This window comes from Aquimarina ulvae (genome assembly GCF_053613295.3).
On record NZ_JBSIBP030000001.1, the window covers coordinates 358,601 to 384,432 of the forward strand.

The 25,832-nt window shown below is 33.6% G+C and carries 21 protein-coding genes; 6 read left to right on the forward strand and 15 right to left on the reverse strand.

Features of this window, described 5'->3' with window-relative positions; translation table 11 throughout:
• Positions 1 to 17: 17 nt before the first annotated feature.
• From ACWGOQ_RS01565 to surE, 6 genes are all read right to left on the reverse strand, one after another.
• Positions 18 to 2,063, reverse strand: coding sequence for a ComEC/Rec2 family competence protein (locus ACWGOQ_RS01565; protein ID WP_452056795.1), 2,046 nt, complete (start codon positions 2,061 to 2,063; stop codon positions 18 to 20).
• A gap of 331 nt (positions 2,064 to 2,394) precedes the next feature.
• Positions 2,395 to 2,955 (reverse strand): hypothetical protein, encoded by a 561-nt coding sequence (locus ACWGOQ_RS01570; RefSeq protein WP_452056796.1) that lies wholly within the window; start codon positions 2,953 to 2,955, stop codon positions 2,395 to 2,397.
• 81 nt (positions 2,956 to 3,036) lie between these two features.
• Positions 3,037 to 3,552 carry a C40 family peptidase gene (locus tag ACWGOQ_RS01575; RefSeq protein WP_452056797.1) on the reverse strand — a complete coding sequence of 172 codons (516 nt, stop codon included), beginning with the start codon at positions 3,550 to 3,552 and terminating at the stop codon, positions 3,037 to 3,039.
• 17 nt (positions 3,553 to 3,569) lie between these two features.
• Positions 3,570 to 4,682 (reverse strand): lipid-A-disaccharide synthase, encoded by a 1,113-nt coding sequence (gene lpxB / locus ACWGOQ_RS01580; protein WP_452056798.1) that lies wholly within the window; start codon positions 4,680 to 4,682, stop codon positions 3,570 to 3,572.
• 24 nt (positions 4,683 to 4,706) lie between these two features.
• The gene (locus ACWGOQ_RS01585) at positions 4,707 to 4,988 is read right to left on the reverse strand and encodes a hypothetical protein (RefSeq protein WP_452056799.1); all 282 of its coding nucleotides are present in this window, start codon (positions 4,986 to 4,988) and stop codon (positions 4,707 to 4,709) included.
• Positions 4,981 to 5,763: a 5'/3'-nucleotidase SurE gene (surE, locus tag ACWGOQ_RS01590; protein WP_452056800.1), complete on the reverse strand. Its 783-nt coding sequence runs from the start codon at positions 5,761 to 5,763 to the stop codon at positions 4,981 to 4,983. Before surE ends, ACWGOQ_RS01585 begins: the two co-directional genes overlap by 8 nt.
• Before the next feature lie 172 nt (positions 5,764 to 5,935).
• Here surE and ACWGOQ_RS01595 point away from each other — a divergent pair, with 172 nt between their 5' ends.
• The 5 genes from ACWGOQ_RS01595 to ACWGOQ_RS01615 all read left to right on the forward strand — a co-directional run bounded on the left by ACWGOQ_RS01595 (position 5,936) and on the right by ACWGOQ_RS01615 (position 15,005).
• Positions 5,936 to 8,071, forward strand: coding sequence for a carboxy terminal-processing peptidase (locus ACWGOQ_RS01595; RefSeq protein WP_452056801.1), 2,136 nt, complete (start codon positions 5,936 to 5,938; stop codon positions 8,069 to 8,071).
• 9 nt (positions 8,072 to 8,080) lie between these two features.
• On the forward strand, positions 8,081 to 9,193 hold the full coding sequence (locus ACWGOQ_RS01600; protein ID WP_452056802.1) for an ABC transporter permease: 1,113 nt from the start codon (positions 8,081 to 8,083) through the stop codon (positions 9,191 to 9,193).
• 389 nt (positions 9,194 to 9,582) lie between these two features.
• The gene (locus ACWGOQ_RS01605) at positions 9,583 to 10,749 is read left to right on the forward strand and encodes a peptidase associated/transthyretin-like domain-containing protein (protein ID WP_452056803.1); all 1,167 of its coding nucleotides are present in this window, start codon (positions 9,583 to 9,585) and stop codon (positions 10,747 to 10,749) included.
• Between the two features lie 30 nt (positions 10,750 to 10,779).
• A complete protein-coding gene (locus ACWGOQ_RS01610; protein ID WP_452056804.1) occupies positions 10,780 to 12,114 on the forward strand; it encodes a DUF2135 domain-containing protein in 1,335 nt (444 codons plus the stop codon).
• Between the two features lie 416 nt (positions 12,115 to 12,530).
• Entirely contained in the window at positions 12,531 to 15,005 is a 2,475-nt protein-coding gene (locus ACWGOQ_RS01615) for a DUF2135 domain-containing protein (RefSeq protein ID WP_452056805.1), read from the forward strand.
• 16 nt (positions 15,006 to 15,021) lie between these two features.
• Here ACWGOQ_RS01615 and ACWGOQ_RS01620 read toward each other — a convergent pair whose 3' ends face one another.
• The 3 genes from ACWGOQ_RS01620 to ACWGOQ_RS01630 form a co-directional block, all read right to left on the reverse strand.
• On the reverse strand, positions 15,022 to 15,201 hold the full coding sequence (locus ACWGOQ_RS01620; RefSeq protein WP_452056806.1) for a hypothetical protein: 180 nt from the start codon (positions 15,199 to 15,201) through the stop codon (positions 15,022 to 15,024).
• Positions 15,202 to 15,231: 30 nt separating this feature from the next.
• The gene (locus tag ACWGOQ_RS01625) at positions 15,232 to 15,426 is read right to left on the reverse strand and encodes a hypothetical protein (RefSeq protein WP_452056807.1); all 195 of its coding nucleotides are present in this window, start codon (positions 15,424 to 15,426) and stop codon (positions 15,232 to 15,234) included.
• A 354-nt stretch (positions 15,427 to 15,780) separates the two neighbouring features.
• Complete coding sequence (locus ACWGOQ_RS01630) at positions 15,781 to 17,376, reverse strand: vitamin K epoxide reductase family protein (RefSeq protein WP_452056808.1); 1,596 nt, start codon at positions 17,374 to 17,376, stop codon at positions 15,781 to 15,783.
• A gap of 455 nt (positions 17,377 to 17,831) precedes the next feature.
• Here ACWGOQ_RS01630 and ACWGOQ_RS01635 point away from each other — a divergent pair, with 455 nt between their 5' ends.
• The gene (locus ACWGOQ_RS01635; protein WP_452056809.1) at positions 17,832 to 18,632 is read left to right on the forward strand and encodes a DNA/RNA non-specific endonuclease; all 801 of its coding nucleotides are present in this window, start codon (positions 17,832 to 17,834) and stop codon (positions 18,630 to 18,632) included.
• Between the two features lie 4 nt (positions 18,633 to 18,636).
• On the opposite strand, the gene rodA is transcribed toward ACWGOQ_RS01635, so the two are convergent.
• The 6 genes from rodA to purH form a co-directional block, all read right to left on the reverse strand.
• Positions 18,637 to 19,890 (reverse strand): rod shape-determining protein RodA, encoded by a 1,254-nt coding sequence (gene rodA, locus ACWGOQ_RS01640; protein WP_452056810.1) that lies wholly within the window; start codon positions 19,888 to 19,890, stop codon positions 18,637 to 18,639.
• Positions 19,890 to 21,758: a penicillin-binding protein 2 gene (gene mrdA, locus ACWGOQ_RS01645; RefSeq protein ID WP_452056811.1), complete on the reverse strand. Its 1,869-nt coding sequence runs from the start codon at positions 21,756 to 21,758 to the stop codon at positions 19,890 to 19,892. Before mrdA ends, rodA begins: the two co-directional genes overlap by 1 nt.
• The gene (locus tag ACWGOQ_RS01650) at positions 21,755 to 22,261 is read right to left on the reverse strand and encodes a rod shape-determining protein MreD (RefSeq protein ID WP_452056812.1); all 507 of its coding nucleotides are present in this window, start codon (positions 22,259 to 22,261) and stop codon (positions 21,755 to 21,757) included. The genes mrdA and ACWGOQ_RS01650 overlap by 4 nt, the downstream gene beginning before the upstream one ends.
• Positions 22,254 to 23,081: a rod shape-determining protein MreC gene (gene mreC / locus ACWGOQ_RS01655; protein ID WP_452056813.1), complete on the reverse strand. Its 828-nt coding sequence runs from the start codon at positions 23,079 to 23,081 to the stop codon at positions 22,254 to 22,256. The genes ACWGOQ_RS01650 and mreC overlap by 8 nt, the downstream gene beginning before the upstream one ends.
• Positions 23,082 to 23,178: 97 nt before the next feature.
• Positions 23,179 to 24,207 carry a rod shape-determining protein gene (locus ACWGOQ_RS01660; RefSeq protein ID WP_452056814.1) on the reverse strand — a complete coding sequence of 343 codons (1,029 nt, stop codon included), beginning with the start codon at positions 24,205 to 24,207 and terminating at the stop codon, positions 23,179 to 23,181.
• A gap of 43 nt (positions 24,208 to 24,250) precedes the next feature.
• Positions 24,251 to 25,783 carry a bifunctional phosphoribosylaminoimidazolecarboxamide formyltransferase/IMP cyclohydrolase gene (gene purH / locus ACWGOQ_RS01665; protein ID WP_452056815.1) on the reverse strand — a complete coding sequence of 511 codons (1,533 nt, stop codon included), beginning with the start codon at positions 25,781 to 25,783 and terminating at the stop codon, positions 24,251 to 24,253.
• Positions 25,784 to 25,832 lie beyond the last annotated feature (49 nt).

A 25,832-nucleotide genomic window follows, 5' to 3' on the forward strand; every position in this document is an offset into this window, starting at 1 on the left:
TATATTGTGTTTTATATTTATTTAAGAACATATGCCCCCTTTTTATCCGTACGATGAAAAGGGACTTTTTTTTCGTTACACGTTAACTCCCATCGATCAAGATAGCTTTTGTAATTACTTCCGTCTGCAATAATTTGTTTTGGTTTTAGCCTTTCTATCATCCTATTTACATGAATTTTTGGAGAATTGGTTAAAATAATAATGTCAGGATATAATTCTTTAAGATCATATACACCAGTACTATCTATAACTAGAATGCTTTTATCTTTATATCTATAGACATTATTTAGTTTTTGGTTAGCGGTGTATTGCGCATTATTTGCTATGAGATAACCCTGCAACAAATAATTTTTAGTATATGCAGTGATAGAATCTTTGCTATAGATGTTAAGAAATTGGTTTTGTTGAATACCTATGGTTGTATTGCGCTGATTATGAAAAATTATAAGCGCTTCTTTTTCAGTATTTTCTATTTTTTCATAGATCAAATTAGACAACAGAACCATACTACTGATAGCGATCAAGTACATTTTTAGAACAGTTCGTTTTTTCAAAAATAATACGAGAGAAATTATAACAAAATACCCAAGGATAAGCATTCTCCACGAAAATGAAATTTCGGTTAGAAAAAAAGTATCGTGTTTTGAAACCCAGTGTACAATAAAATTTATGGCATCTATACACTTTCCAAAGGTAGTTGCTACCCAGTTAGGTAGTAATTGAATTTGGGATAACACAATAACCAATATTCCAAACCCTAAAATAATACCTAATACTGGGATGATTAATAGATTTGATACAAAAAATAGAAGTGGAAACTGATGAAAGTAAAATAATGTTAACGGTAATAAACCAAGCTGAGCTGCAATGGTAACGGTAAAAGTTTCCCATAGTATTTTTCCAATATAAAACCGGGGCCTTATTATCTTTACCAAGGAGGGTTGTATCCATACAATTGCAAATACCGCTAAATAACTTAATTGAAATCCAACTGAAAACAACAGCATTGGTCGAAAACAAAGCAGAACGAACATAGAAACTATCAAGGCATTGTAGATACTGGTTTTAGAACGAATATGTAGCCCTATTGCAATAAAGGAAAACATGGTTACAGCTCTAAGAACAGAAGGTGATAAACCTGCAATAACTGCAAAACACCATAAGAATAAAACGATAAGAATTGTTTTAGTGATTTTACCATTTTTTCTAAAATAGTCCAAAGGCTTTAGGATAATGTTTAGTAACATTAATAATATACCAATGTGCAGTCCAGAAACTGCTAGTATATGAACGGCTCCTGCATCCCTGTAGTCCATAAGAGTATTACGGTTTATATCTTGTCTTTGCCCTAGAAGTAGTGCATTTATTATAGATAATTGTTTTTTACTAAAATTATAGTGTTTCAGTTTTCGATTGATGTCTGTTCTTATAAGAGCAGCTAGGCGGGCGATAGAAAATTCTGGAGAATTGGTCGGGACTAATTTGCCGAATTCAGTTGTTGTTTTATGAAATATATATTGCTGAGCCAAATAAGACGCATAATCAAATTGATGTGGATTTAGTGGTTTAGGGATGGACTTGATTTGTGAATAACAGATAAACGTTGCTCCGGTAACTAATGGAGTTTGACTACTGTCTTTAGGTAATTGTAGTAATAAACTTCCGGTAATCTTTTTATTTTCAATTGATTTTAATGTGATGATATACTTTTCGTAATAGTTTGTTGGTTTTAAACGTTCTTTAATACAAAAATTAATGGTTACTGGATTTTCTAGAAATTTATCTGAAAAATGAGTATAATGATCTGAGTTGTTTTTTGGAGAATGAATATGAACTAAGATAATTCCAAAAAACATGAAATTCACTAGAACCAACAAGCTAAACCAAATCGCGCTATGGAATATTTTTTTAGCATACCACCAGGAAGCAGCTAAACCGACTACTGATATAGTTTGAAGAATAAATATAAAATTCCAATTAATAGCAATATAATAGCCAATAATAATACCAATAATTAAAGAAGAGACCAGAATAAGAAACGGCGTATTAAGTAATTTGTGCACAGACTTCGAAATGATTAATTAATTGGGTGTTTTAAAACCCTATAATTAATCGTGTCTAATGAAGGACATTTGTTACCTATCTAATTCTCTTTATATAAGTTATAAAATAGGCTAACGGATTCGATACCTCTGGAAAAGCGGTAAAATTTTATAGCAAGACTATTGTAAATATTCTTGTTGAATTTTTAATATGACCGAAGTGCTCACTATAAAAAACTGGTAAAATAACAAGAATCAGTAGTTTACTGGGGTAATTGTACTGAAAAAAATAAAAGTGATGTAAGCATCGATTTATCTAAAAAGGAAAGTCAGAGATTTCATTTAGAATCATTTATTTTCTAATTCGATTTCTTCTTCTTGATCTAGTACCGGAATGCTCATTGATTCTATCATGTATAATAACACTTCCAGTATCTATTTTTACTTCATAATCAGGATTTGGACCGTGTGGATCAACATCCAGAAGTTTATGTAAACTCATATTTGACGTCGGGCCAAAATTATAGGTCTCCTGATATCCTTCGTGAGTCAATGCATCTATTCTTTTACCATCATGGCGTATAATCATCTCAAACTCACCGTCAAGACCTGTTTCTTTATCCAGACGCAAGAATTTTCTACTGTAAGGTTGCATACCTAGAAGGCTTCCAAAATATCTTGATTTAGGTGTATGGAACCAGTTTTTGAATCTAGAAGCTTCTTCCCAGATAAAGCCTTTGTTATCCCTGAATTTATTACTCATAAAATGAGTGAGTGTCGTGACTTCCTTTTTTACATTAAACAGATTTCTATTTAGGTGGTAATAAATAAACTGTTGTTCATCATATTCTTTTCCATTGACTTTTGCATCAATTACTTTTTTTACTTCTAAAGGGTCTAAAGAGTATTCCATTTAAATAACGAGTTTGAACAACTAAATTAATGAATTTCAGAGAATAAAATAAAAAAAGAAGACAAAAGAGGTGTTTTTTAATTACAAAATTCTCCTTACTTGTGCAAAACATTTATTCCAATACCTTTCATTCAGGCTAGATATGGTTACCCCTTTTGAGGTAGAGGCGTGGATAAATTCAATTCTTTTTCCAGTTGCAACGACTAATCCGACATGATTGATGGTGTTTTTGTTTTTGTTCGTCTTAAAAAATAGTAGATCACCAATAGCTACTTTTTTTAAAGAAATTTTATTTCCTTGAGTTGCCATTGCCCTAGACGTCCTAGGAAGTACAACAGCTCCTTTTTTAAAAGATGTGTATATTAAACCAGAACAGTCCATGCCTTTTTTGGTAGTGCCGCCATATTTGTATCGGGTACCTTCAAAGGCTTTAGCGTAGTTTATAATGCTTTTGATCTTTTGTTTAGGAGTAGCTGCTACTTTTGTCTTTGTTGTCTTTCTTGTCTTTGTAGCGGTAACAGCACTGCTTTTTTTTCCTCCTCCACAGGAAGAAAACACAATACTGAGTACAAGTAAAATATAAAATAGCCTATTCATCGTCATTTGGGTATGTTTTACTTAATAGTTTCTACAATTAGGTTTGCAGTTTTATCACTGGCTCCTTTACCACCTAGTTTTTTTTCAAGATCATAATAATCTAAAAACATAACGGCTCTCTGGTAGTCATCCAAGATCTTTGTAAGTTCTTCTTTGAGTTTTTTAGTGTTAAAATCTCCTTGTATTAACTCCGTCACCACTGGTTTATCCATAATTAAATTTACTAAGGAGATATACTCCAGATTGATCACTCTTTTAGCAATCTGATACGAAATTGAACTTCCTTTATAGCAAACAACTTCTGGAATTTTAAATAAAGCAGTTTCTAGCGTTGCTGTCCCAGATGTGACCAGTGCAGCATTACTCAAACTTAGTAAATCATAGGTTTGGTTCATCACTAGATGCACACCATCTTTCTTTATAAATGGAGTGTAGAATTCAGGATCTTGACTTGGAGCACCGGCAATGATAAATTGATAACCCGGAAATTCATCTACTACACTAAGCATAACCTCGAGCATTTTTTTGATTTCCTGCTTTCTACTTCCTGGGAGTATCGCTATAATCGGTCTATCATCAAGATGGTGTTTAGTCTTAAATTTTTCAGGCAAAATCTGCAGATGATTGGCAATTGCATCTATCAATGGATGACCTACAAAATTAACAGGAAAATTGTGTTTCTCTTCATAAAATGGTTTTTCGAATGGAAGGATTACATACATAGCATCAATACATTTTTTGATGCTTTTAATTCTTCCTTCTTTCCACGCCCATATTTGTGGAGAAATGTAATAATGAGTAGGAAACCCTTTTTCTTTTGCCCATTTCGCAATGCGAAGGTTAAACCCAGGATAATCAATAAATACAATTACATCTGGACGATTATTTATGATGTCTTTTTTACAGAGTTGTATGTTTTTAAGTATCGTAAATAAATTAAAAAGAACCTCTATAAAGCCCATAAATGCAAGTTCTTTATAGTGTTTAACCATCGATCCTCCAACTTGTTGCATTAAATCTCCTCCCCAGAACCTGAATTCTGCCTTGGGATCTTCTTTAAGAATCGATTTCATTAAGTTTGCACCGTGTAAATCGCCTGATGCTTCTCCAGCTATAAGATAATATTTCATCTTAGATATACTTTCTCCATATTGTTAACTAAATTTACTAATTGCTATACCTACTGCCGCAATAAGAGTAGCAAGAAGCACGCCACGTGCTCTGTAGGGCTTATTCTGTTTTAAAAATAGAAAGAAAATTATCAGATTAAGAATTGCCCCTAATGCGATTAGACTTCCCAAAAAGTTATTTTGTTGTGCAGTTTTTAAGGTTTCTTTGATACTTGTTTTAGAAAATAGTAATATATATAAAATAACACCAATACTGTTAGCTACTATTCCTGTAAAAAAACCAATAATAATTTCTTTTTTAATCATGTAACGACCAATTGTTTAGTTCTTGTATAAAATGATGTGCTGTAAGATCAAATTGAGTAGGAACAATAGAAACATATCCATTTTGCAAAGCCCACTCATCCGTATCCTCACCTTTATCTTCGTTAATAAATTTGCCAGAAAGCCAGTAATAATCCCTTCCCATAGGATTGGTTCGTTTGTCGAATTCTTCTACCCAGTGCGCATTTGCTTGTCGACAGATTTTGATACCTTTTATATCTTGTTCAGCTAGTTTAGGAATATTAACATTAAGCACTACTCCCTTTGGTAGTCCATTAGCAAGTACATTTTCAACGATTGTTTTTACATACTTTTTACACGGTTCAAAATTAGCATTCATACTATAGTCTAATAAAGAAAATCCTATCGCAGGAATTCCTTCAATACCTGCTTCTACAGCTGCACTCATTGTTCCGGAATAGATAACATTTATAGCAGAATTAGAGCCATGATTAATTCCGCTGACACATAAATCAGGTTTTCGCTGTAATATTTGTCTAGTTGCCATTTTGACACAATCTACCGGAGTTCCAGAACAACTATATTCTTTTTGAGGAGCATTTTCATCAATTGTAATTGGATCGCAATATAAGGTATTATTGATTGTGATTGCGTGACCCATAGCACTTTGGGGGCTATCTGGTGCCACAACATAAACCTCGCCTATTTCATTCATAATTCGAACCAGCATTCTTATTCCAGGAGCAGTAATACCATCATCATTGGTTACTAAAATCAGCGGTTTTTTTTGTGGCATAGGATTGTTTTTTTTCAATGGTAAAAATACATTTTTTTTATTCTAAATAGATTATTCTAAATCAGTGCTGTACATTATTAGTTCTTTTAAGAAAAATTTAGTAATATTACCTGTTCTTGGCACGATTTTTAATGTATTTTGCCAAGGACACCCCTAAATTAAATATGAGCGTATGAAAAAGAGTTTTTTGGTATTAATGCTTACCGTAATTGTATCCGCTGCTTCCTGCAGCTTTACAACAAAAATTGAAAATGATCCTGACAAAGATCGCATACTAATAGACTTAATTAGTTATGTGCTAAGTAAAGGGCATTATGATGCGAAGAATATTAATGATGATTTCTCCAAAAACGTTTTTGTGGATTATATCGATGCACTAGACCCGTTAAAAAGATATTTTTACAAAAGTGATATTGAAGAATTTAAAAAGTTTGAAAACTTAATTGATGACCAGATCAGGGATAAAGAAATTGATTTCTTTAATCTTACTTATGAGAGATTGCAACAAAGAATGACTCAAGCAAGATCTTTATATAAAGAAATATTAGAACAACCCTTTAATTTTGAAAAAGAAGAGTCTATCAATACCGATTATGATAAGTTAGCGTATGCCAGTAATAAAAAGGAATTGAAAAATCGTTGGAGATTACAACTTAAATTTAATGCGTTAGCAAGTTATTATGATAAGGTAGATGAGCAAGTTGATTCTATTACAAAAAACAAAGATTTTCAAAGAAAATCAGCTGTCATTCTAGAAGAGGAATCACGTGAATTAACAAAAACGTCTTTGAAAGAATATTTTGAGTTTGCAGATGATTTAGAAAGAAAGGATTGGTTTTCAATTTACATTAATTCTATAGTAGAAGAATTTGACCCGCATACATACTATTTTGCTCCACAAGATAAAGATCGTTTTGATATTGCCATGTCTGGTAAATTAGAAGGAATAGGAGCTAGATTACAGAAAAAAAATGACAATGTAAAAATTGTTGAAATTATATCAGGAGGTCCAGCCTGGAGAGGAAATAAAGTAGAAGTTGGAGACCTGATTATGAGGGTTAAGCAAGAAGATGAGATTGAACCTGTCAGCATTGTGGGAATGAGATTGGATGATGCCGTTAGTCTTATCAAAGGCCCTAAAGGAACCAAAGTTACACTGACGGTTAAAAAAGTCGATGGAACTATAGAGAATGTCGATATTGTTAGGGATGTAGTGGAGCTGGAAGAAACTTATGCGAAGTCTTCTCTAGTTAAAAAGAATGATAAGAACTATGGAATCATAAATTTGCCAAAGTTTTATTTTAATATGCAGGATTACAACCAACGCAATGCAGCAAAGGATGTAAAACAAGAAATTATACGCCTGAAAGAACAGGATATGCAAGGTCTGGTAATAGATTTGAGAGATAATGGAGGAGGTTCTTTGCAGACGGTTGTTGATATTGCAGGACTTTTTATAGATAAAGGACCAATCGTTCAGGTAAGAACCAAAGGAGAATCGCCAGAAGTGTTAAGTGATAAAGACCGAAATATTTTGTGGGATGGACCATTGGTTATTTTGGTTAATGAACTTTCAGCTTCAGCGTCAGAGATATTAGCTGCTGCTATGCAGGATTATAAGAGAGCTATCATAATAGGAAGTAAGCAAACATATGGAAAAGGAACTGTACAAAATGTAATGGATCTTAATAGATGGATGCGAAGCAATGATTTTGGCGATTTAGGAGCTTTAAAATTAACCACCCAGAAGTTCTACCGTGTAAATGGCGGTTCTACACAACTAGAAGGAGTAAAGAGTGATGTTGTGGTGCCGGATCGATACAGTTACATCGATATTGGTGAAAAAGACCAAGAGAATCCATTACCTTGGGATAAGATTGCAGCGGCTGATTATACATTATGGGATGGCTACATAGATTTTGATCAAACGATTAATAAAAGTAAATCCCGTATGGCTACTAATGAACAATTGAAGCTCATTGAAGAAAATGCAAAATGGGTCAGAGAAAAGAGAGATGTAAATGAATATTCGCTTAATTATAATGCATATAAATCGAATATAGAGTTGAATGAAAAACAAGCAGAACGTTTTGAGCGCCTGAATGATTACAAGACTAATTTGACTTTTGAATCACTACCATATGAAAAAGATCTTATGAAAAAAGATTCAATACTCGAAGAAAAAAGAAGTAGATGGCATCAGAGTTTAAGTAAAGATGTATATGTAGAAGAGGCGCTTAGCGTTTTGGAAGATATGAAAATCAACAATATACGTAGATCTAAAAACTCACTGACACTAAAGAACTAATTTGCTTTAATGCAAAATATACAATCAAATTCATTATCAAAACTAGCGCTCCAAAGATTTAAGAAAAATTTTTGGGGCGTTTTTAGTTTTTGGTTTATTGTTGTTTGTGCATTAATAGCTGTTGTTGCATATATAGTAGCGCCTGATAGTTCTAAGAATGCCAATCAGATGCATTTGTCTATTCATTCTAAAAGCCCTGGGTTTTCTGTAAAAATCTTAACAATACCTTCTAAAATTAAATCAGATCAATCCAATCTCGGCAGGATGTTCTTTGGAGTAAAAAACATGGATACAGAGATTCCAATAGAGGGGTACAGTTTTAAGGAAACCTTTCTAGAAGTCACACCATATACCGAAGGAGAGCTGGCAGGAATTTCTAAAAGAATTGAGTTAGCTAGTTTTCCTGTTGACCTTACAAAAGTGGAAATAGAGCAAGAATTTATCGAAGATCGGACTTTTATTCTAGGAACTGATAAGTACGGTAGAGATATGTTAAGCAGAATGCTAATTGGAATTCGCATTTCGTTTTCGATTGGTTTTGTTGCGGTGTTTATCTCTTTATTACTAGGTATATCTTTAGGAGCGATTGCAGGGTATTTTGGAGGAAAAGTGGATGTGTTCATTATGTGGCTAATTAATGTAACTTGGTCTATACCTACCTTACTTTTAGTAATTGCAATAACGTTAGCTTTGGGTAAGGGTTTCTGGCAGGTCTTTATTGCCGTTGGATTAACGATGTGGGTAGAAGTAGCAAGAGTTGTTAGAGGTCAGGTATTAAGTATCAAACAAATGCAATACGTGACAGCGGCAAAAGCACTTGGTTTTAATCATTATAGGATCATAACGAAACATATATTACCTAACAGTTTGGCACCGGTAATTGTAATCTCTGCTGCAAATTTTGCAGCAGCTATTTTAATAGAAAGTGGACTGAGTTTTTTAGGAATCGGGGCACAACCACCAATGGCTAGCTGGGGCGCTATGATTAAAGATCATTACTCGTATATCATTCTAGGAAAAGCATATCTGGCAATTATACCCGGTTTGGGGATCATGAGCCTTGTGATGGCTTTTATGTTAATAGGTAATGCACTGCGAGATGCATTGGATGTTAAAGGGTGATAAAATTTGTAGAGTATTCATTGTTTTTTGTTAATTAACTCGAGCTTAACGGGGAATTTTACATTTTTCGGTACTTTAATATTATTAATTTAAATCTTAAAACTAAGTTACTACAAATTTTAAAAATTAAAGGAGTTCAAACCTTCAGTCGAGCTGAAAAATCTAAGTTTAGAGGAGGTACTAGTCAAAAAGCCTGCGAACTGACATGTGATACAGCTTGCCGAGAAGTTTGGTGTGGATACTCCGGATGTACAACTACCTGGGAATGTCTTCCATCAGGAAGTAATTAATTTGTAATTTTTAGTATTTCACTAAGCTTAAAACTCATTGAATTATGTTACATTTAATGGGTTTTTTATATTCATATTGTTAAACATTAAATTTTTCTCTTGAAAAATCAAATTATATCTGTTTTGATTATTAAATGTTTCCTCATAACAGCACTATTATTTTGTAGCAATATATATAGCCAGTCTGCAATAGAATTAAGAGCAGTAGTTGCAGATCGAATGACCAGACAGCCTATTGCTTATGCGAACATTGGCTTTACCGATAGAGGTGTAGGGACCGTTAGTGATCGAGAAGGATATTTTGAACTTTCTTTTTTAGAAAAACGAATTACCAAAGAAGATACGCTACAACTTACTATGCAAGGGTATTATCCTTTGCGAATAGCGTTTTCTAATCTAAAGTCTGTGCTGGAAAAAACGCAAGTACTTTTCTTATCTCCACTTCCTAATGATATCAAAACTGAGAACAGCGTAGAAAGAAAAAATCTTGTACAGCATCAAATAGGTGCTGCAGGGATATCTTCCATTAAGACAGGTTGGTTAGAAGGGACTATGAAAGGTGCAGAATTAGCAAGTTTAGTATCTGTTTCTTCTCTGGAAACGTATCTGGATAATTTACGGTTTACAGTTTTAGAACATAAAGCTGATAGTACAAAAATCAGAATCAATATTTATGATGTCTCAACAAGAAACACCCCGGGAAATAAAGTAGCAACATCCATATACCAAACAATTACAAAAAAAAATGGTGAGGAAATTATAGATCTTGCTAATGAAGATATAAAAATAGATGAAGATTTTATAGTTGGTATAGAATTGTTGGAAAGTTATGGAGAATATGCTGGCCATTTACAAATAGGACTTTCTGATAACAAAGGAACTTCGTTTGTCAAATCAACAAGTCAAGATAGTTGGCAAGAGCTACCATATACCTCCTTAGGTTTTTTAGTAAACGTTCTGCAATCTTCGGAGGTAGCGATGACTCAAAAACAGACAAAAGAAGGAAATTGGATTACCGGTATGGTTACAGCTTCGGATAAACCAGTTCAGGGTTGTGAAGTAAGTGTAAAAGATAAATTACGATATACATATACCAAAGCCAATGGATCATTCAGCATATTAGCCGGAGAAGGCGATATATTACAGTTTCGTTCTTTAGTAAATGAGCCAAAAGATGTGCTTATTGAAAGTGATGATGATATGAAGGTGTTTTTAAAACCGAAATATGATGAATTAGGAGAAGTAGTAATAAAAACGGAAAAATGAAATACCTCAGCGGAGAAAGTTAACACTGCTGTGGGAGAACTGAAAAAAGAACAATTGGGCTATGCATTATATACAAAATCTAAAGACGAATTAGGTAGATCGGCAACAACTTTAGGAGAGTTAATCAAGGGAAGGTTTCCGAGTATAATTGTTTACGGACCTCCAGGTGGGGAGCAATACAAGATGAGAGGCAATAGTACGTTTGTAGGATCTGGAACTCCATTATTTGTGGTAGATGGTATTGCTTTAACAACCATTCCTAACAATCTAGATGTGAACTTGGTCACTGATATTACAGTAATACCAGGATTGGCGGGTGCTACAAGATTTGGTACATTAGGAAGGAATGGTGTGATCTTAATCAAAACAAAAAATACCCAAAACGTATCTAACGATGAAAAAACACCTAAAAATAATCTATTGGTAAAAGGAAATGATTATGATGGTTCTGCTATTACTTACAATGAAAATAGTACGTTTAAGAACTCAGTATTTACGACTGTAAATTCTTATTCCTTAGCTGAAATGAAGGAGCGTTACTTGACTAATCAGAAAGATAACGTATATAATATTAATTACTATTTAGATGCTTTTAATTTTTTTCTAACGAAAGATGAAGAGTATGCATTTACAATTTTAGAATCTGCTGTAGCTATCGCTAATGATAGTCCAAAAGCATTAAGAAGTTTGGCTTTTATTTATGAGGAGAATAATAAATTTGAAAAAGCTTACAAGGTTTATCAGAGAATAGGAGAGTTGGAGCCTCAACGGTCACAGACCTATCTGGATATAGCTCAGAACTACGTTTCCAGACAAAAATATGAGAAGGCATTTTCTTTATTTAAGCTTATTTTAGACAATAAAATACCAGGTGTTGTTTTTGGTGAAGAAATTATTGAGATTGTTGTTACAGAACTAAAACACTTAGTGACTAACTATAAAAATCAGGTCGACTATAGAGATTTACATGCTTCTTTTTACAACAAAGCATTACATCTGGATGGAAGAATAGTATGTGAATGGAATGATCCGCAAAGTAAATTTGAACTTCAATTTGTAGGTCCTGACAATAAATATTTTACTTGGTCACATACACCAGAAACACAACCAGAGCAAATAAAAAGAGAGGCTATCCAAGGATTTAACACAAAGCACTTTGTTCTCGATGAGGCTAAAGTCGGCAAGTGGTTAATTAATATTAAGAGTTACACTGTAACAGAAAGAAATAATAAACTGCCGCAATATGTTAAGTTTATATTATATGAGAATTATGGGATGCCTAATGAAACTAAAAAAATTAGAATCGTTGAATTAGATAAAATTATCGATAAGAACACATCAATAGGACAAATTATACTTAAATAATACCCAAAATTTTTCTAAAAATGGATTTAGTAAGTCCTACTTCAACACACGAAAGATGATTTTAACATTTTAGGTATTGGTTCTAATCAGTTTTTATAGAAGGGTAATTTTTTAATAAAAAACATTGATTAACAACTAATTAACTCTTGTTGAGTGAGTTAACGTTTATCTTTAATAACATATAGTAAAGTTTATGGGTGAGAAGGGGAACAATTATTGTTGTGTCTCTATTGTCTTTTATTTGTTTACAGTTGCTTAAGCTATTATTGAATGGTATAATTCTGATAATAATACATTTTGATTTCTCAAAATAGCTTCTTGTTGTTATTAGTGATAGTAAATTTATAGAAACTGATTAGATCAAGTATGTAGACTTTAATCATAAATCATTATTACTAATATTTAACAATGGGGGTATGAAAAAAATACTATTAGCAATTACAATTATTTGTTCAGGAAACGTATTTAGTCAATCTAGTATTCAACTAAGTTCATTTGCTGTTGATCGGAGTACTCGTCAACCAATCGCATATGCCAATGTTGGTTTTATAGATAGGGGATTAGGAACGGTTACAGATCAAGAAGGATATTTTGAATTTTCATTTTTAGAAAAACGAGTTACCGATAAGGATACTTTGCAGATCACAGCGGAAGGTTATTATCCTTTACGTATTGCATATTCAAATTTGAAGCCGATTTTAGATAAGACAAAGATCCTTTACTTATCAAAGCTTCCGGGTGATCCAGAAAATTCGAAAAATCAAAGTAAAAAAGGTTTAATTAAGGATAGGGTTGGATTAGCGGCTGATTCTAAGGTTACCATGGGCTGGTCAGAAAAAGACATGAAAGGTTCAGAAATTGCTAGCTTGATTGATCTGTCAACTCAGACGGCTCACTTGGAACAGTTAACGTTTACAATAGCTAATCATAATGCTGATAGTACATTGGTAAGAATCAATATCTATGATGTTGGATTAAAAATTACTCCAGGAAAAAAGTTGGCAAATTCTTTTTACCATACAGTAAAAAGAAAACAAGGTAAGGAAATAATAGACCTAAGCTCTCAAAACATTGTTGCTCATAAACAGGTTATCGTTGGCGTTGAGTTAATCCAAATTCATGGGGCTGGTGCGAATCAGTTACAACTAAAGATGTCTGATGACTTAGGAATATCTTTTATAAAAACAACAAGTCAGGACAGTTGGCAGAAGCTACCTTATAGCGCTATAGGTTTTTCAATGGATATATTAAAGGCAGATGATGCGAAAATTATAAAAAAGAGCCCTACAAATAAACCTAACATCACTGGTGTTGTATTATCAAAAGGGAAGCCAATACAGGGCTGTGAAGTGAGAATCAAAGGACGGTTAGGTTATACCTATACAAAAGCAGATGGGTCGTTTGCTCTAACTGGAGTGGAAGGAGATATAGTAGAGTTTAGATCATTAGTTACCAAACCAAAGGATATTCAGTTTGATAACCAACAAGGTGTCAAAATATCTCTAAAGCCTAAATATGCTCAGTTATCAGAAGTTGTTATTAACTCTGAGGTAGAAGATGAAGAAGATCATGAGATGATAAATACTCCGTTTGGGTTTAAGAAAAAAAGAAGTTTAGGATATGGCACATTTTCTAGAGATAGAGACCAACTGAATAAATTTGCATCTACATTTACTGGGCTTATTGCCGGAAGATTTCCTGGGGTACGTGGATCATCAAGCTTTCTTATTTCTAATTCGAGAGCAATAGTTGTAGATGGAGTCCCATTTATTGGGGATACAGATGTATTAGATCCTAATAATGTAGCGAATGTAACAGTGGTTAATGGTCTTGCGGGTGCAGCTAGATACGGAACTTATGGAAGAAACGGAGTTATATTGGTAACTACTAAAACTGCAATGTTAAATCTGGAATATTTAAAAAGAAAAGAAAAAGCAAATTCTTTATTAGTAAAAGGTAATAATTATGATGGTTTAGCAAAACGATATCAAGAATCTTTCTATTTTGAAACAACAGCATCGAATTTAAAAAACGCTTCTTCTTTTGATATGGCCAAGACTATTTATTTAAGAGAATTGGAGATGAATCTGGTGAATGTCAATTTTTATAGGGAGGCATTTATCTATTTCTTACAGTGGGATGAAAAGTATGCGTACGAAATTTTAGGTGCAGGAACTGAGATAGCATACAATAATCCAAAAGCCCTAAGAAGTCTGGCTTTTATATATGAAGAAAGAAATAAGTTTGATAAAGCGCATAGAATTTATGAAAGAATAGGAGAATTGGAACCAGGCAGATCACAATCTTATATGGACCTTGCACAAAGTTACGTCTCTACCGGGAAGTACAAGGAAGCGTTTTCAATATACAAGTTAATATTAGATAACAAAATTCCAGGAGTAGTTTTTGGGGATTCTGTGTTAGAGATTGCAGTTACAGAAGTCAAATATTTGGTTACCAAACATAAGATAGATGTAGACTATAGAGATCTGCATCCATCGTTTTACAATAAAGCTCAAGATTTGGATGGAAGAATCGTTTTTGAGTGGAATGATCCACAAAGCGAGTTTGAGATTCAATTCGTAAATCCAAACAAAAAATATTTTATTTGGAAACATACTGTAGCAGCTGAAGCAAAGGAGTTACAAAAGGAACGCATACAAGGATATAACACCAAAGAATTTGTTTTGGAGCAAAGTGATCCAGGGTTGTGGTTGGTGAATATAAAAGGACATAAAGTTGGAGAAGAGAATCATAATATTCCACAATTTATTAAGTGTACGTTGTATAAAAATTATGGGATGCCAGAAGAAAGTAGACAGGTGAAAATTATTGAATTAAAAAAGACGTTTGATACTAATATTTCTATTGCAAGCTTACAGTTAGATTAAATTTTTTTAGTCGTGCTTAGAAACAAGGGTGTCCTTGCACCCAATTGTATCCATTGTGATAACAACAGCTTAGGGCTGGGTCACAGCGCCGTCTACGATTGCTTTTGTTAGAAAAAACGTACGCACCTCCGTGGAGATCTTGCTGCTGTTCTTTGGAAAGGGTTTTAGCACCAACAATCTTTTTAATTTGGTTCATAATTACAGGTTTTAAGAGTGAATCATTGTTTTACCAGGCTCCACCATTATTACATACATCGTCGGTACATTTGTAGTATGGATCGTTTCCTAAGAATGGATACTGCTGTATCCGCCACCCCTGCCAACGAGAACCACAACAAAACTGCTCTAAAGTAGGGATATAACCTCCAGATACTAATTTTTGTTGTGCTTTACTTAACTTTTGACTGTTGTCTAGGTTCAAAATGTTTTTAACATAATTGAGGTTTTTTTAGAGTTAAAATATTCCCCGAAAGTTTATAGACATCCGGGGAAATCTCTGAGTGAGTGTGTGAAGAAAAAGAGCTCTTCTAAAAGGAAGAGTCTATTGTAAGTTCCAGAAAAATCTTCTAGTATTAAAATTCCAGAACATCAATTAGAATTTTTGCCTGTTACTATATAGATGTGCTACGATGATTATGACACCCATATAGTATGCCTTCAAGAAGAACAAAAGTATTTTTAAAGTGATTTTATTAGCTTTTGTTCAGTTGCTGATATATTTTGTTGCATCATGTTGATAACATATGATTTTGATTTATTTTAAATTGTCTTTTAATTATACGCCTACTGGTTTTTCTTCTACTTCATAATTCTGCTCATCCTGATTTTCAATCATCATACTGGTGAAATGAAAAAATTCATCATAACTATACTTTTTAGGGTATATAGAGGTGTTTATAAGAGATGCCGGGGTATAGAATAAGTTATTCTTTTCTGCCCAAGCAGATTGATTCTTAAGAACCTCAATATGGTGTCCACTGTTTTTTGGAGCTCCATATTTTTTGATCCAATGAGTAAATGTTCTATCAGTAAACCAATCTGTATATGCATTTATAAAACCGTCTGATCCAGTAGTGTGATAGATTTCCATTAATCGGAGACTAATCTGTGTCGCCTGGTTATCCAGGTCGTCCAGAGATACCTTTAAGCGTATAATAACCTGTAGCTGTTCGTTCATTGTTCTTAAGACTCGAGTATAGGCCTCAAAAGCACCTTTACAGTAACCACACATTGGATTTGTTAGGCTAATGATTTTGAATGAAGCGTTAGGATTACCCAAAACAATTTCGTCAGAAATAGAACGATTATCTTCGATTTTGTCAGATATACTTAATAAATGTTCAAATATCTGTCCATCCCTCTTAAAATGATTCAGTTTTATATTATCATTTTTATACTCTTGATTCGCTACCATATTTTGTTTAACCTGCATATAACCAAGGGTAGCCAAGGCAGAGACCATTACAAAGGCGGCTACTGAAGCCAATGAAAAATTAAAAGAGAGTCCAAGCAAGGCAATAACGATCAAACCAATTGATATGGTGCTAATAGCAATACAAATGGCACACCATTTTTTTATAATAAATGCTTGGGAGTATATAGAATATAGTATGAAAGGAACTCCAATAAGGCTGGGTAATAATAGAGTGTTAGCAAACCCATATATTAATTGGTATATAGTTAGGATACCAAAGAACGCAATACTTGCATCAGCTAATGAAAAGTTCTTGAACAATTTTCCGGTATTGTTATTTATGACATCTCCACAATTAGAGTTTCCAACAGATGTACAAAACTGATGCATCGTATTAGACTGTATGCCCAAACTTTCTCTAACGGCAAAGACACTAAAGACAATACCTGATATTGATAATGCTAAAAATAGTATTTGGTATAGATCAAACGGTCTGTATAATAAGGCTATAATAGCACTAATCAGTAGAGCTCCAAAGAGAATTTTGTGAACTAACGATTCTTTTGAAAATATCGTACTATTAGCGGCATTATGTTCTACAGCAATTACTTTAGGAACCCAAATATTTTTGAATTCTTGATAGGTAAATTTCTTATTATCCAGATCTGTATGTTTCAGCTCGATGCTTCCATTTTTATGGATAACAGAAACGATTTCTTCTGCATTGTCTTTTTTTACAAGAGAAACAAAGCTTTTAGGAAGTTGATCTAGTGCTTCCACAGGGACTTCCACAGCAATATTATCAATATTAAAATAATCCAATGTATCAGTAATAGATTGGAAGCTGGGATAATTAGGGTGTATTTGTAATTGTAATTCTAAATCTTTTTTATCGTAGTTACTAATTCTATTTTGTATAAGAACAGTTTCAACAATTTTCTCAATACTATTTTTCATGAATCCTCTAAGATGTTTTGTTTTGTGTGCTTTCTTCTGATAAAGATAGTATAAGTTGATTATCCCAGATCTACTTGTGTAATTTTTTTATCTTTTGTCAGGAACTTTAAAATGTTCATTTCATCTAAAAGCCCTCTAATTTAGAGATTTTAAAATGTATCATCAACGCGTATATTACATAAAATATAAAAGGATTTACCGTAATTTTAATTTTAATTTATGTTAATTAATAGCTTTAGTATTATGAAAATCAATTCTTTATGTTTTTATAAAATACTCTGAAAATCTACTATTTAACTTGTGTTAAAGTTTTGATCTGCTATATGTTTTATATCCTGTATCATTATTGGATCCGCTTGATTTATTGATTAACTTTTAAAGACTGAACAGTATCTGAATATAAATTGATTTTGATATTTTTGTGGATTGCTTAAAATAAATTTTAATAGGAACGTTTGAGAAGAAAGTATACATACCCGCTATTGGTTTTGATAGTTACAGTTGGTTTTTATTATGCTGAAAAGTATATTGACCAAACCAATGAAACCAGTGCTCGTGAGAATATTGAGCATAAAGAGTACAGTTTTTTCTATCTCCCTACATCAACAACGGGTGTTATAGTCTCTCATAATAATTATGCATTATCCTATTCTGAAAAGCATGAACAACCTGAATGGGTAGCTTATGAATTGAAAAAAGAACATCTATCTAAGAATGAGTTTAAGAGACCCTTTTTTGAAGTCGATAAGAAAGTAAATTCATCGTCGGCAGATTGGAGGAACTTTAAAAACTCGGGATATGACAGAGGTCATTTATGTCCTGCAGCAGATAGAAAATTCACCTATGATGCTTTTGAAGAAACATTTCTTACATCGAATGTTTCTCCTCAAAATCATGAATTCAATGCTGGTATTTGGAATGATTTAGAGCAAAAAGTTCGTTTTTGGGCTAGAAAATATAACCGGGTTTATGTAATCACCGGAGGGGTACTAAATGATGATCTTAAAACCATTGGTTATGAAGCGGTTTCTGTACCAGAGTATTTTTATAAAGTAGTTCTAGATTATCACACTAAAAACTCAAAAATGATAGCGTTTCTGATTCCTAATAAAGATACTCGACAACCATTAGAAGATTTTATCGTTACTACGGATACTATTGAAGAATTGACAGGAATAGATTTTTTCCAAAAACTACCGGATAATTTGGAGAATCAATTGGAAGCTTCCTCCCGTAGAAGTGATTGGAAATTTTAAATATTTACCACTCATTAACTCTGTTAGCATCAAGCTTAATAAAGATAAAAAGGAGCAGTGTGAATCCCCATAATCCAGATCCACCATAACTAAAGAAAGGCAGCGGAATTCCAACGGTTGGTAATAAACCTGTTACCATTCCTACATTTACTGCAAAATGTACAAATAGAATACCTACCACACTGTACCCATATACTCTGCTAAATTGAGACTTTTGTCTTTCGGCTAAGTATAGTAGTCTAATGAGCAAAGCAACAAATAATAGAACAACTGCGGTTGCTCCAAGAAAACCCCATTCTTCTCCAACAGTTGTAAAAATATAATCCGTATGTTGTTCAGGAACGAACCCTCCTTTAGTTTGTGTGCCTTCTTTCCATCCCTTTCCTGTCCAACCTCCGCTACCAATAGCAATCTGACTTTGATTGGTGTTATATCCAATACCTTTGGAGTCTACTTCCTTTCCCAAAACAATATTAAAACGATCTCGGTGCCGTTGTTCAAATACATTATTAAAAATATAGTTTACTGAGAAGCAAAACCCTGTGATCACTATGATGGTGAGTACGTATTTAAAGTATTTTGGTTTTTGTTTTCTCGTTTTAATAAGGGTTAAAATCATCATCGTTGCAATACCAATAACTACCCAAAGTGGTGTAAACAATAAAGTGAGTATAAAAAGTGCTGCAGCAGAAACACCAATGATCAAATAGGTCGCTGCCAACCCTTCTCTATATAGTGGGAAGAAAAAAGCAGCATATACCAGTGCGCTTCCAGGATCAGGTTGAGGAACAATGAACAACGCGGGTAGGACTATAATCAAAAATGCTTTTAATTGATGATTAACTAACTTAATATTTGTTTGCATGTCACTCAAAAATTTTGCTAGCGCTAATGCGGTAGCAGCTTTTGCAAATTCTGAAGGTTGTAATCCAACGGGGCCGAATGCATACCAAGATGTTGCACCATTTATATTTTTGCCAAATATAAAAAGACCAAGAAGCGAAACTAGAGAGATAACGTAAATCAGCCCGGCAAATCTTTCATAAAACTTGGTCTCTACAGCTTGAGTAATGATAATAATAATAATGCTTAAAATTATCCAATACAATTGTTTAATATAAGGTTGTGAAAAATCGGTTAAAGAGAAAGATTCATCACTATAGGATGCCGAGTATATATTGCCCCATCCAAAACCAACTAATAATAAAAATAAAAAAACGGTTAACCAATCTATGGCAACAATAGTTGATTTAGCCATTATTGATTAATTTTAAATGGTTCTCCACTGTAGGGTTTTGCATATTCGTCCTCTAGGCTATGAGTTAAAATCCAATCCTCTAGATCAGTTCTGGTGATAGTTCCTTTTATATGCTTTTCGATCATTAAACTAGCTATTTTACCAGCATATCTTGATCCCCAATATCCATTTTCAATAAATACGGTAATGGCTATTTTTGGATTATTTTTTGGTGCAAATGCAACAAATACAGAGTGATCTGTTAGTTGCATACGCTCTCCATTGATTACAGTATAATTTTCTGCTGTTCCTGTTTTACCACAAATATCTATACCTTCTACTTGTAGAGAAGCTGCAGTACCTTGCACATATACTTGATGCATTCCTTCAACTACTGGTTCAAAATGTTCTTTGTTTATAGTGGTATATTTTGGTTTTGTGAAGTCTTCTATTTCTATGGGTTGACCATCAATAGCTTTGATAATATGTGGGGTGTAAAAATGTCCTCTATTAGCAATGGCGGCAGTCATATTGGCTAATTGTATTGGGGTAGCTAATACTTCTCCTTGCCCAATTGCGTTTGATATGGTAGCGGTCGCATACCACTTGTATTTTGGATAGTTATATTGTTTATTATAAAATTTAGAATCAGGAACTAGACCCTTACTTCCACTTGATAAATCATTACCCAAGTAGTTGCCTAATCCAAAACTTTCTACATGTTTTTCCCAGTTGTCAATACCTTCCTGTGGAGTATCATATTTATTGATACTTCTAAGGTATACATTTGCAAAATATGCATTACAAGATTGTGCAATTCCTGGGATCATACTAAGAGGACTTCTGTGAGCATGGCAACGAAGTTTAGCTTTTCTTCCATATCTAAACCCATGATTACAAGAGAACGTTTCTTTGGTATCCACAATTCCTTCTTGTAACCCAATTAGTGCGGTTATCGCTTTAAATGGAGAACCAGGTGGGTATTCTCCTTTAACCCCTCGATCAAATAAAGGCCTGGAAATAGAGTCATAATGTAACTTAGTGTAGTTAGGAGATCTTTTACGCCCCACCAATAATTCAGGTTTATAGCTAGGAGCGGTAATTAACGTAAGAATTTCTCCGGTACTAGGATCTATCGCTACGATACCACCACGTTTATTCTCCATTAGCTTTTGTCCATAATTTTGTAATTCCTCATCTATAGTAATGGTAAGATCTTTTCCGTTAACTGGTAGGGTATCATATTTACCCTCTTTATATGGACCAATATCACGATTAAACCTATCTTTTTGTATCCTCTTTATTCCTTTTATTCCTCTAAGTTCCTTTTCATATTGTTTTTCAACACCTTGCATACCAATCAGGTCTCCAGAAAGGTAATAAGGATCTTTCTTAATTAACCCATCATTTACTTCTGCAATATAACCAAGAACGTTCGCAGCATTTTCTGTATGATAATCTCTTAGAGAACGTTTTTGAATATAAAACCCATCAAATTTTCTCATTTTTTCTTGTAGATACGCGTATTCATCCTTAGTCAATTGAGGAATCACTACCGAGGGGACTCTGGGAGAGTACACTCTGGCTTTGCTTAATTGCCTGATAAGCTTTTCTTTGGTTATTTTGAGGATGGAGCAAAATTCTAAAGTGTCAAATGGTTTTAGTTCTCTTGGTATAACCATGACATCATACGACGGTTGATTAGTTACTAAAAGCTTGCCATTTCTATCATAAATTGCTCCACGTTGAGGGTAATCGTATAATACTTTGATAGCATTGTCTTCTGACAAAGCAGCGTAAGAAGTATCATATATTTGTAAGTAAAAAAGCCTGGAAACAAATACAATTCCAGTGCTAATTATAATAAGATAAAGTAGTAGTTTTCTCATGAATCTTTCCTTCTAAACAATACTAAAACCAACATAATCACTATGATAGAGAATAGACTAGAAAATAACGCTTTTTTTGCAATTAATAGTATATGAGAAAAGTTAAATATTTCTAAGGAAAAAAGTATTATATGATGTATGAGAACCATCACAGTAACATATGCCAATAGTTGTCCAAAACCCACTTTGCTCAATTTTACCGTTTGAAACTCATAACTTAAACCAAAAACCGATCGTAGAACGACGGAGCGCGAATATGTAATTACAAGACATGCTGTTGCGTGTACACCACCTGAATCACCAAATATATCTATGGTCAATCCCAAAATAAAACTAAGAAATAGAAATAAACTTTTATTTATATTGATAGGGGTCAATAAAATAAAAATGATATATATATAAGGGTTCAAATCACCTAAGAAATTAATATGGTTGAGAATGAATACCTGAACCAAAACCAAGCTTATGAACCTAACTATATATAGTAGAACACTATTATTCATCTATTTTTGGGTTTTCCAGAGACTCAATTTCCGAAGCATCATTACTTTTTATTACATATACGAATCCAATATCAGTCATGTCATTAAATAGTTTCACATCGATCAAAAAATAGCTCTGATTTTGATCTAGTTTATAATTTAGTATCGTACCAATACCTATCCCACGCGGAAATATAGTAGAACGACCATTGGTGATGATCGTATCGCCTTTTTTTAAGATTGCTTGTCTCGGAACGGTTTCCAGTTGAACAATATTAGGGTCTTTGCCATTCCAAACCAATGACCCATATTGATTGGACTTTTTTAAACCTGCATTAATTTTAGAGTTACTGTTTAAGATAGAGATAACCCGACTATAATTAGCAGAAGTGTTTTCGACAATGCCTACAATACCTTTGTCAGTAATGACTCCCATATCTGGCTTAATTCCATCTTTTTCTCCTTTGTTGATCAAAACGTAATTGTCCATTTTACTATAGTCATTTTTAAATACATTTCCTTTTATATAAGTAAATGGCTTATTAAATGAGGTAGTGTCTATAAACTTAGTAGTGATCGTATCTGACGTCAACCAGCTTAGCTGATTTCGAAGATCTTCATTTTCTTGTAGTAACCGTTTATTTTTATTTTTAAGTCCAAAATAATTACTTATAGCATATCTCCAACTATACACTCCACCAGTTAAGAAATTTGTGGAACTTATGAATTTACTTTTGTGGTAACTATGAGATTGTATAGTTAATATGAGTGAAAAAAATAATAGAAGCAGAAACAGCAGAAAGTTTTTATTGCGTAGTAAAAAATTAATGATCTGCTGCATGTTTTACGGGGGTACTAAATTCTAAAAAATAATCAAAGCAGAATAACGTAAAAAATACATCTTAGGTATATTCTACTTATGGTTTCTGAAAAAATAATTACTTAATCAGTACACTTTTGTATCGATTCAAGTTCTTCAGGGTGATTCCTGTTCCTCTTACCACTGCTCTCAATGGGTCTTCAGCAATATAAACGGGTAAATCCGTTTTTTGAGATAGCCTTTTATCAAGCCCTCTTAACATAGAACCTCCACCTGCAAGGTAAATACCTGTATTGTAAATATCTGCAGCTAGTTCTGGTGGAGTTTGTGATAATGTTTCCATTACTGCATCTTCAATCCTAAGAATTGATTTGTCTAATGCTTTTGCAATTTCACGAAATGAAATCTGAACTTGTTTTGGTTTTCCTGTCAAAAGATCACGCCCTTGAACATTCATTTCTTCTGGTGGCAATTCTAAATCTTCTGTTGCAGCACCGATCTGGATTTTAATCTTTTCAGCGGTACGCTCTCCAACATACAAATTATGTTGAGTACGCATATAATAAATAATGTCATTGGTAAAAACATCTCCTGCAATTTTTACAGATTTATCACATACAATTCCTCCTAAGGCAATTACAGCAATTTCTGTAGTTCCCCCACCAATATCCACAATCATGTTTCCTTTTGGCTGCATAATGTCGACTCCTATACCTATAGCGGCAGCCATAGGTTCGTGAATAAGGTATACTTCCTTACCGTTCACACGTTCTGCGCTTTCTTTTACTGCTCGCATTTCTACTTCTGTAATTCCTGAAGGGATACAGATGACCATACGCAGCGCAGGAGTAAAGATCTTTTTCTTCAGTGCCGGAATATCTTTGATAAACATACTTATCATTTTTTCACTAGCATCAAAATCTGCAATTACTCCGTCTTTAAGCGGTCTGATAGTTTTGATATTTTCATGCGTTTTTCCTTGCATCATTGCAGCCTCTTTACCAGCGGCAATTATTTTTCCAGTGACGATATCACGAGCAACGATAGATGGACTGTCTACCACCACTTTGTCATTATGAATAACCAAGGTGTTCGCTGTACCTAAATCTATAGCAATTTCTTCAGTAAAGAAGTCGAAAAATCCCATATAAAACAATAAAAAGGGTTAGAATTGAGTAAATGTACTAAAATTAATGTTTAAAATGACGTGTTCCTGTCATTACCATGGCAATTCCATTAGCATCACAATAATCTATACTTAATTGATCTTTTATAGAGCCGCCAGGTTGTATTACCGCTTTGATTCCGGCATTGTCCGCAAGCTCCACACAATCAGGAAATGGAAAGAACGCATCACTGGCCATCACCGCACCGTTAAGGTCAAAATTAAATGACACAGCTTTTTCTATGGATTGTTTTAGAGCATCTACTCTAGATGTCTGCCCGGTTCCGCTAGCTAACAATTGTTTTCCTTTAGTAAACACGATCGTATTAGATTTGGTGTGCTTGCAAATTTTGGAAGCAAATAACAAATCAGCTATCTGCGTGTCGGTTGGAGCAATTTTAGTAACCGTGTTTAAATCATCCTGAGTATCAGTCTTTATATCTTTATCCTGAACTAATGCACCGTTAAGACAAGAACGAACTTGCGTTTTTGGTAATTCAATATTTTTTTGAATTAACATGATTCTGTTTTTCTTTCCTTTTAATATTTCCAAGGCTTCATCATTGTATGAAGGCGCAATGACTACTTCGCAGAATAGTTTGTGAATTTCTTCGGCAGTAGGAGCATCGATTTCCGTATTACTAATTAGGATGCCTCCAAAAGCAGAAACCGGATCGCCTGCCAGTGCATCAATATAGGCTTGATGGATTGTTGAACGTTGTGCTAATCCACAAGCATTATTGTGTTTTAGAATAGCAAATGTTGGATCTTCTTCTTTAAATTCATTCATTAAGTTTACAGCAGCATCTACATCAAGAAGATTGTTGTATGATAATTCTTTTCCATGTAATTTTTCGAACATGGCGTCAAAATCTCCAAAGAAAAATCCTTTTTGGTGTGGGTTTTCTCCATAACGTAATGTTTTTCCTTTGGTTTCACTGATTTTAAGTGAAGCAATTTCATGATCACTATTAAAATAATTGAAAATTGCACTGTCGTAGTGTGAGGAAACATTAAAAGCTTTGGCAGCAAAACGTTTTCGATCTTCTAGAGAGATACTTCCATTGCCTTCAGCTATAATTTCTAAAAATTCTGCGTAGTCGTCAACAGAAGCAACACAAGTAACATCAGCAAAATTCTTTGCAGCTGCTCTAATTAAAGAAATTCCCCCAATATCAATTTTTTCGATAATATCTTGTTCGGAAGCTCCTGAGGCAACGGTCTTTTCAAAAGGATATAAGTCTACAATCACAATGTCAATCTGTGGAATTTCATATTGCTCAAGCTCTGCAACATCACTGTCGTTGTCTTGGCGATTTAGGATACCGCCAAATACCTTTGGATGAAGAGTTTTTACTCTTCCCCCAAGAATTGAAGGGTATGACGTAACATCTTCAACAGGAATTACATCGACTCCTTGATCTTTGATAAATTTTTCAGTACCACCTGTCGAATAAATAGTGATACCAAGTTCCTCTAATTTTTTTATGATAGGTGCTAATCCTTCTTTACTGAACACAGAAATTAATGCAGATTTAGCTGTTTTTGTATTGCTCATAACATTTTTAGTTAGTAAAGCGCAAAAGTAGCAATTTAGTTGCCAATTA

Bases quoted from the DNA above. Each gene is read 5' to 3' on its own strand.
- ACWGOQ_RS01570 (WP_452056796.1), bottom strand. From the start codon at position 2,955: ATGGAATACTCTTTAGACCCTTTAGAAGTAAAAAAAGTAATTGATGCA.
- ACWGOQ_RS01575 (WP_452056797.1), bottom strand. From the start codon at position 3,552: ATGAATAGGCTATTTTATATTTTACTTGTACTCAGTATTGTGTTTTCT.
- lpxB (WP_452056798.1), bottom strand. From the start codon at position 4,682: ATGAAATATTATCTTATAGCTGGAGAAGCATCAGGCGATTTACACGGT.
- ACWGOQ_RS01585 (WP_452056799.1), bottom strand. From the start codon at position 4,988: ATGATTAAAAAAGAAATTATTATTGGTTTTTTTACAGGAATAGTAGCT.
- surE (WP_452056800.1), bottom strand. From the start codon at position 5,763: ATGCCACAAAAAAAACCGCTGATTTTAGTAACCAATGATGATGGTATT.
- ACWGOQ_RS01595 (WP_452056801.1), top strand. From the start codon at position 5,936: ATGAAAAAGAGTTTTTTGGTATTAATGCTTACCGTAATTGTATCCGCT.
- ACWGOQ_RS01600 (WP_452056802.1), top strand. From the start codon at position 8,081: ATGCAAAATATACAATCAAATTCATTATCAAAACTAGCGCTCCAAAGA.
- ACWGOQ_RS01615 (WP_452056805.1), top strand. From the start codon at position 12,531: ATGAAAAAAATACTATTAGCAATTACAATTATTTGTTCAGGAAACGTA.
- ACWGOQ_RS01620 (WP_452056806.1), bottom strand. From the start codon at position 15,201: ATGAACCAAATTAAAAAGATTGTTGGTGCTAAAACCCTTTCCAAAGAA.
- ACWGOQ_RS01630 (WP_452056808.1), bottom strand. From the start codon at position 17,376: ATGAAAAATAGTATTGAGAAAATTGTTGAAACTGTTCTTATACAAAAT.
- rodA (WP_452056810.1), bottom strand. From the start codon at position 19,890: ATGGCTAAATCAACTATTGTTGCCATAGATTGGTTAACCGTTTTTTTA.
- mrdA (WP_452056811.1), bottom strand. From the start codon at position 21,758: ATGAGAAAACTACTACTTTATCTTATTATAATTAGCACTGGAATTGTA.
- ACWGOQ_RS01650 (WP_452056812.1), bottom strand. From the start codon at position 22,261: ATGAATAATAGTGTTCTACTATATATAGTTAGGTTCATAAGCTTGGTT.
- mreC (WP_452056813.1), bottom strand. From the start codon at position 23,081: ATGCAGCAGATCATTAATTTTTTACTACGCAATAAAAACTTTCTGCTG.
- ACWGOQ_RS01660 (WP_452056814.1), bottom strand. From the start codon at position 24,207: ATGGGATTTTTCGACTTCTTTACTGAAGAAATTGCTATAGATTTAGGT.
- purH (WP_452056815.1), bottom strand. From the start codon at position 25,783: ATGAGCAATACAAAAACAGCTAAATCTGCATTAATTTCTGTGTTCAGT.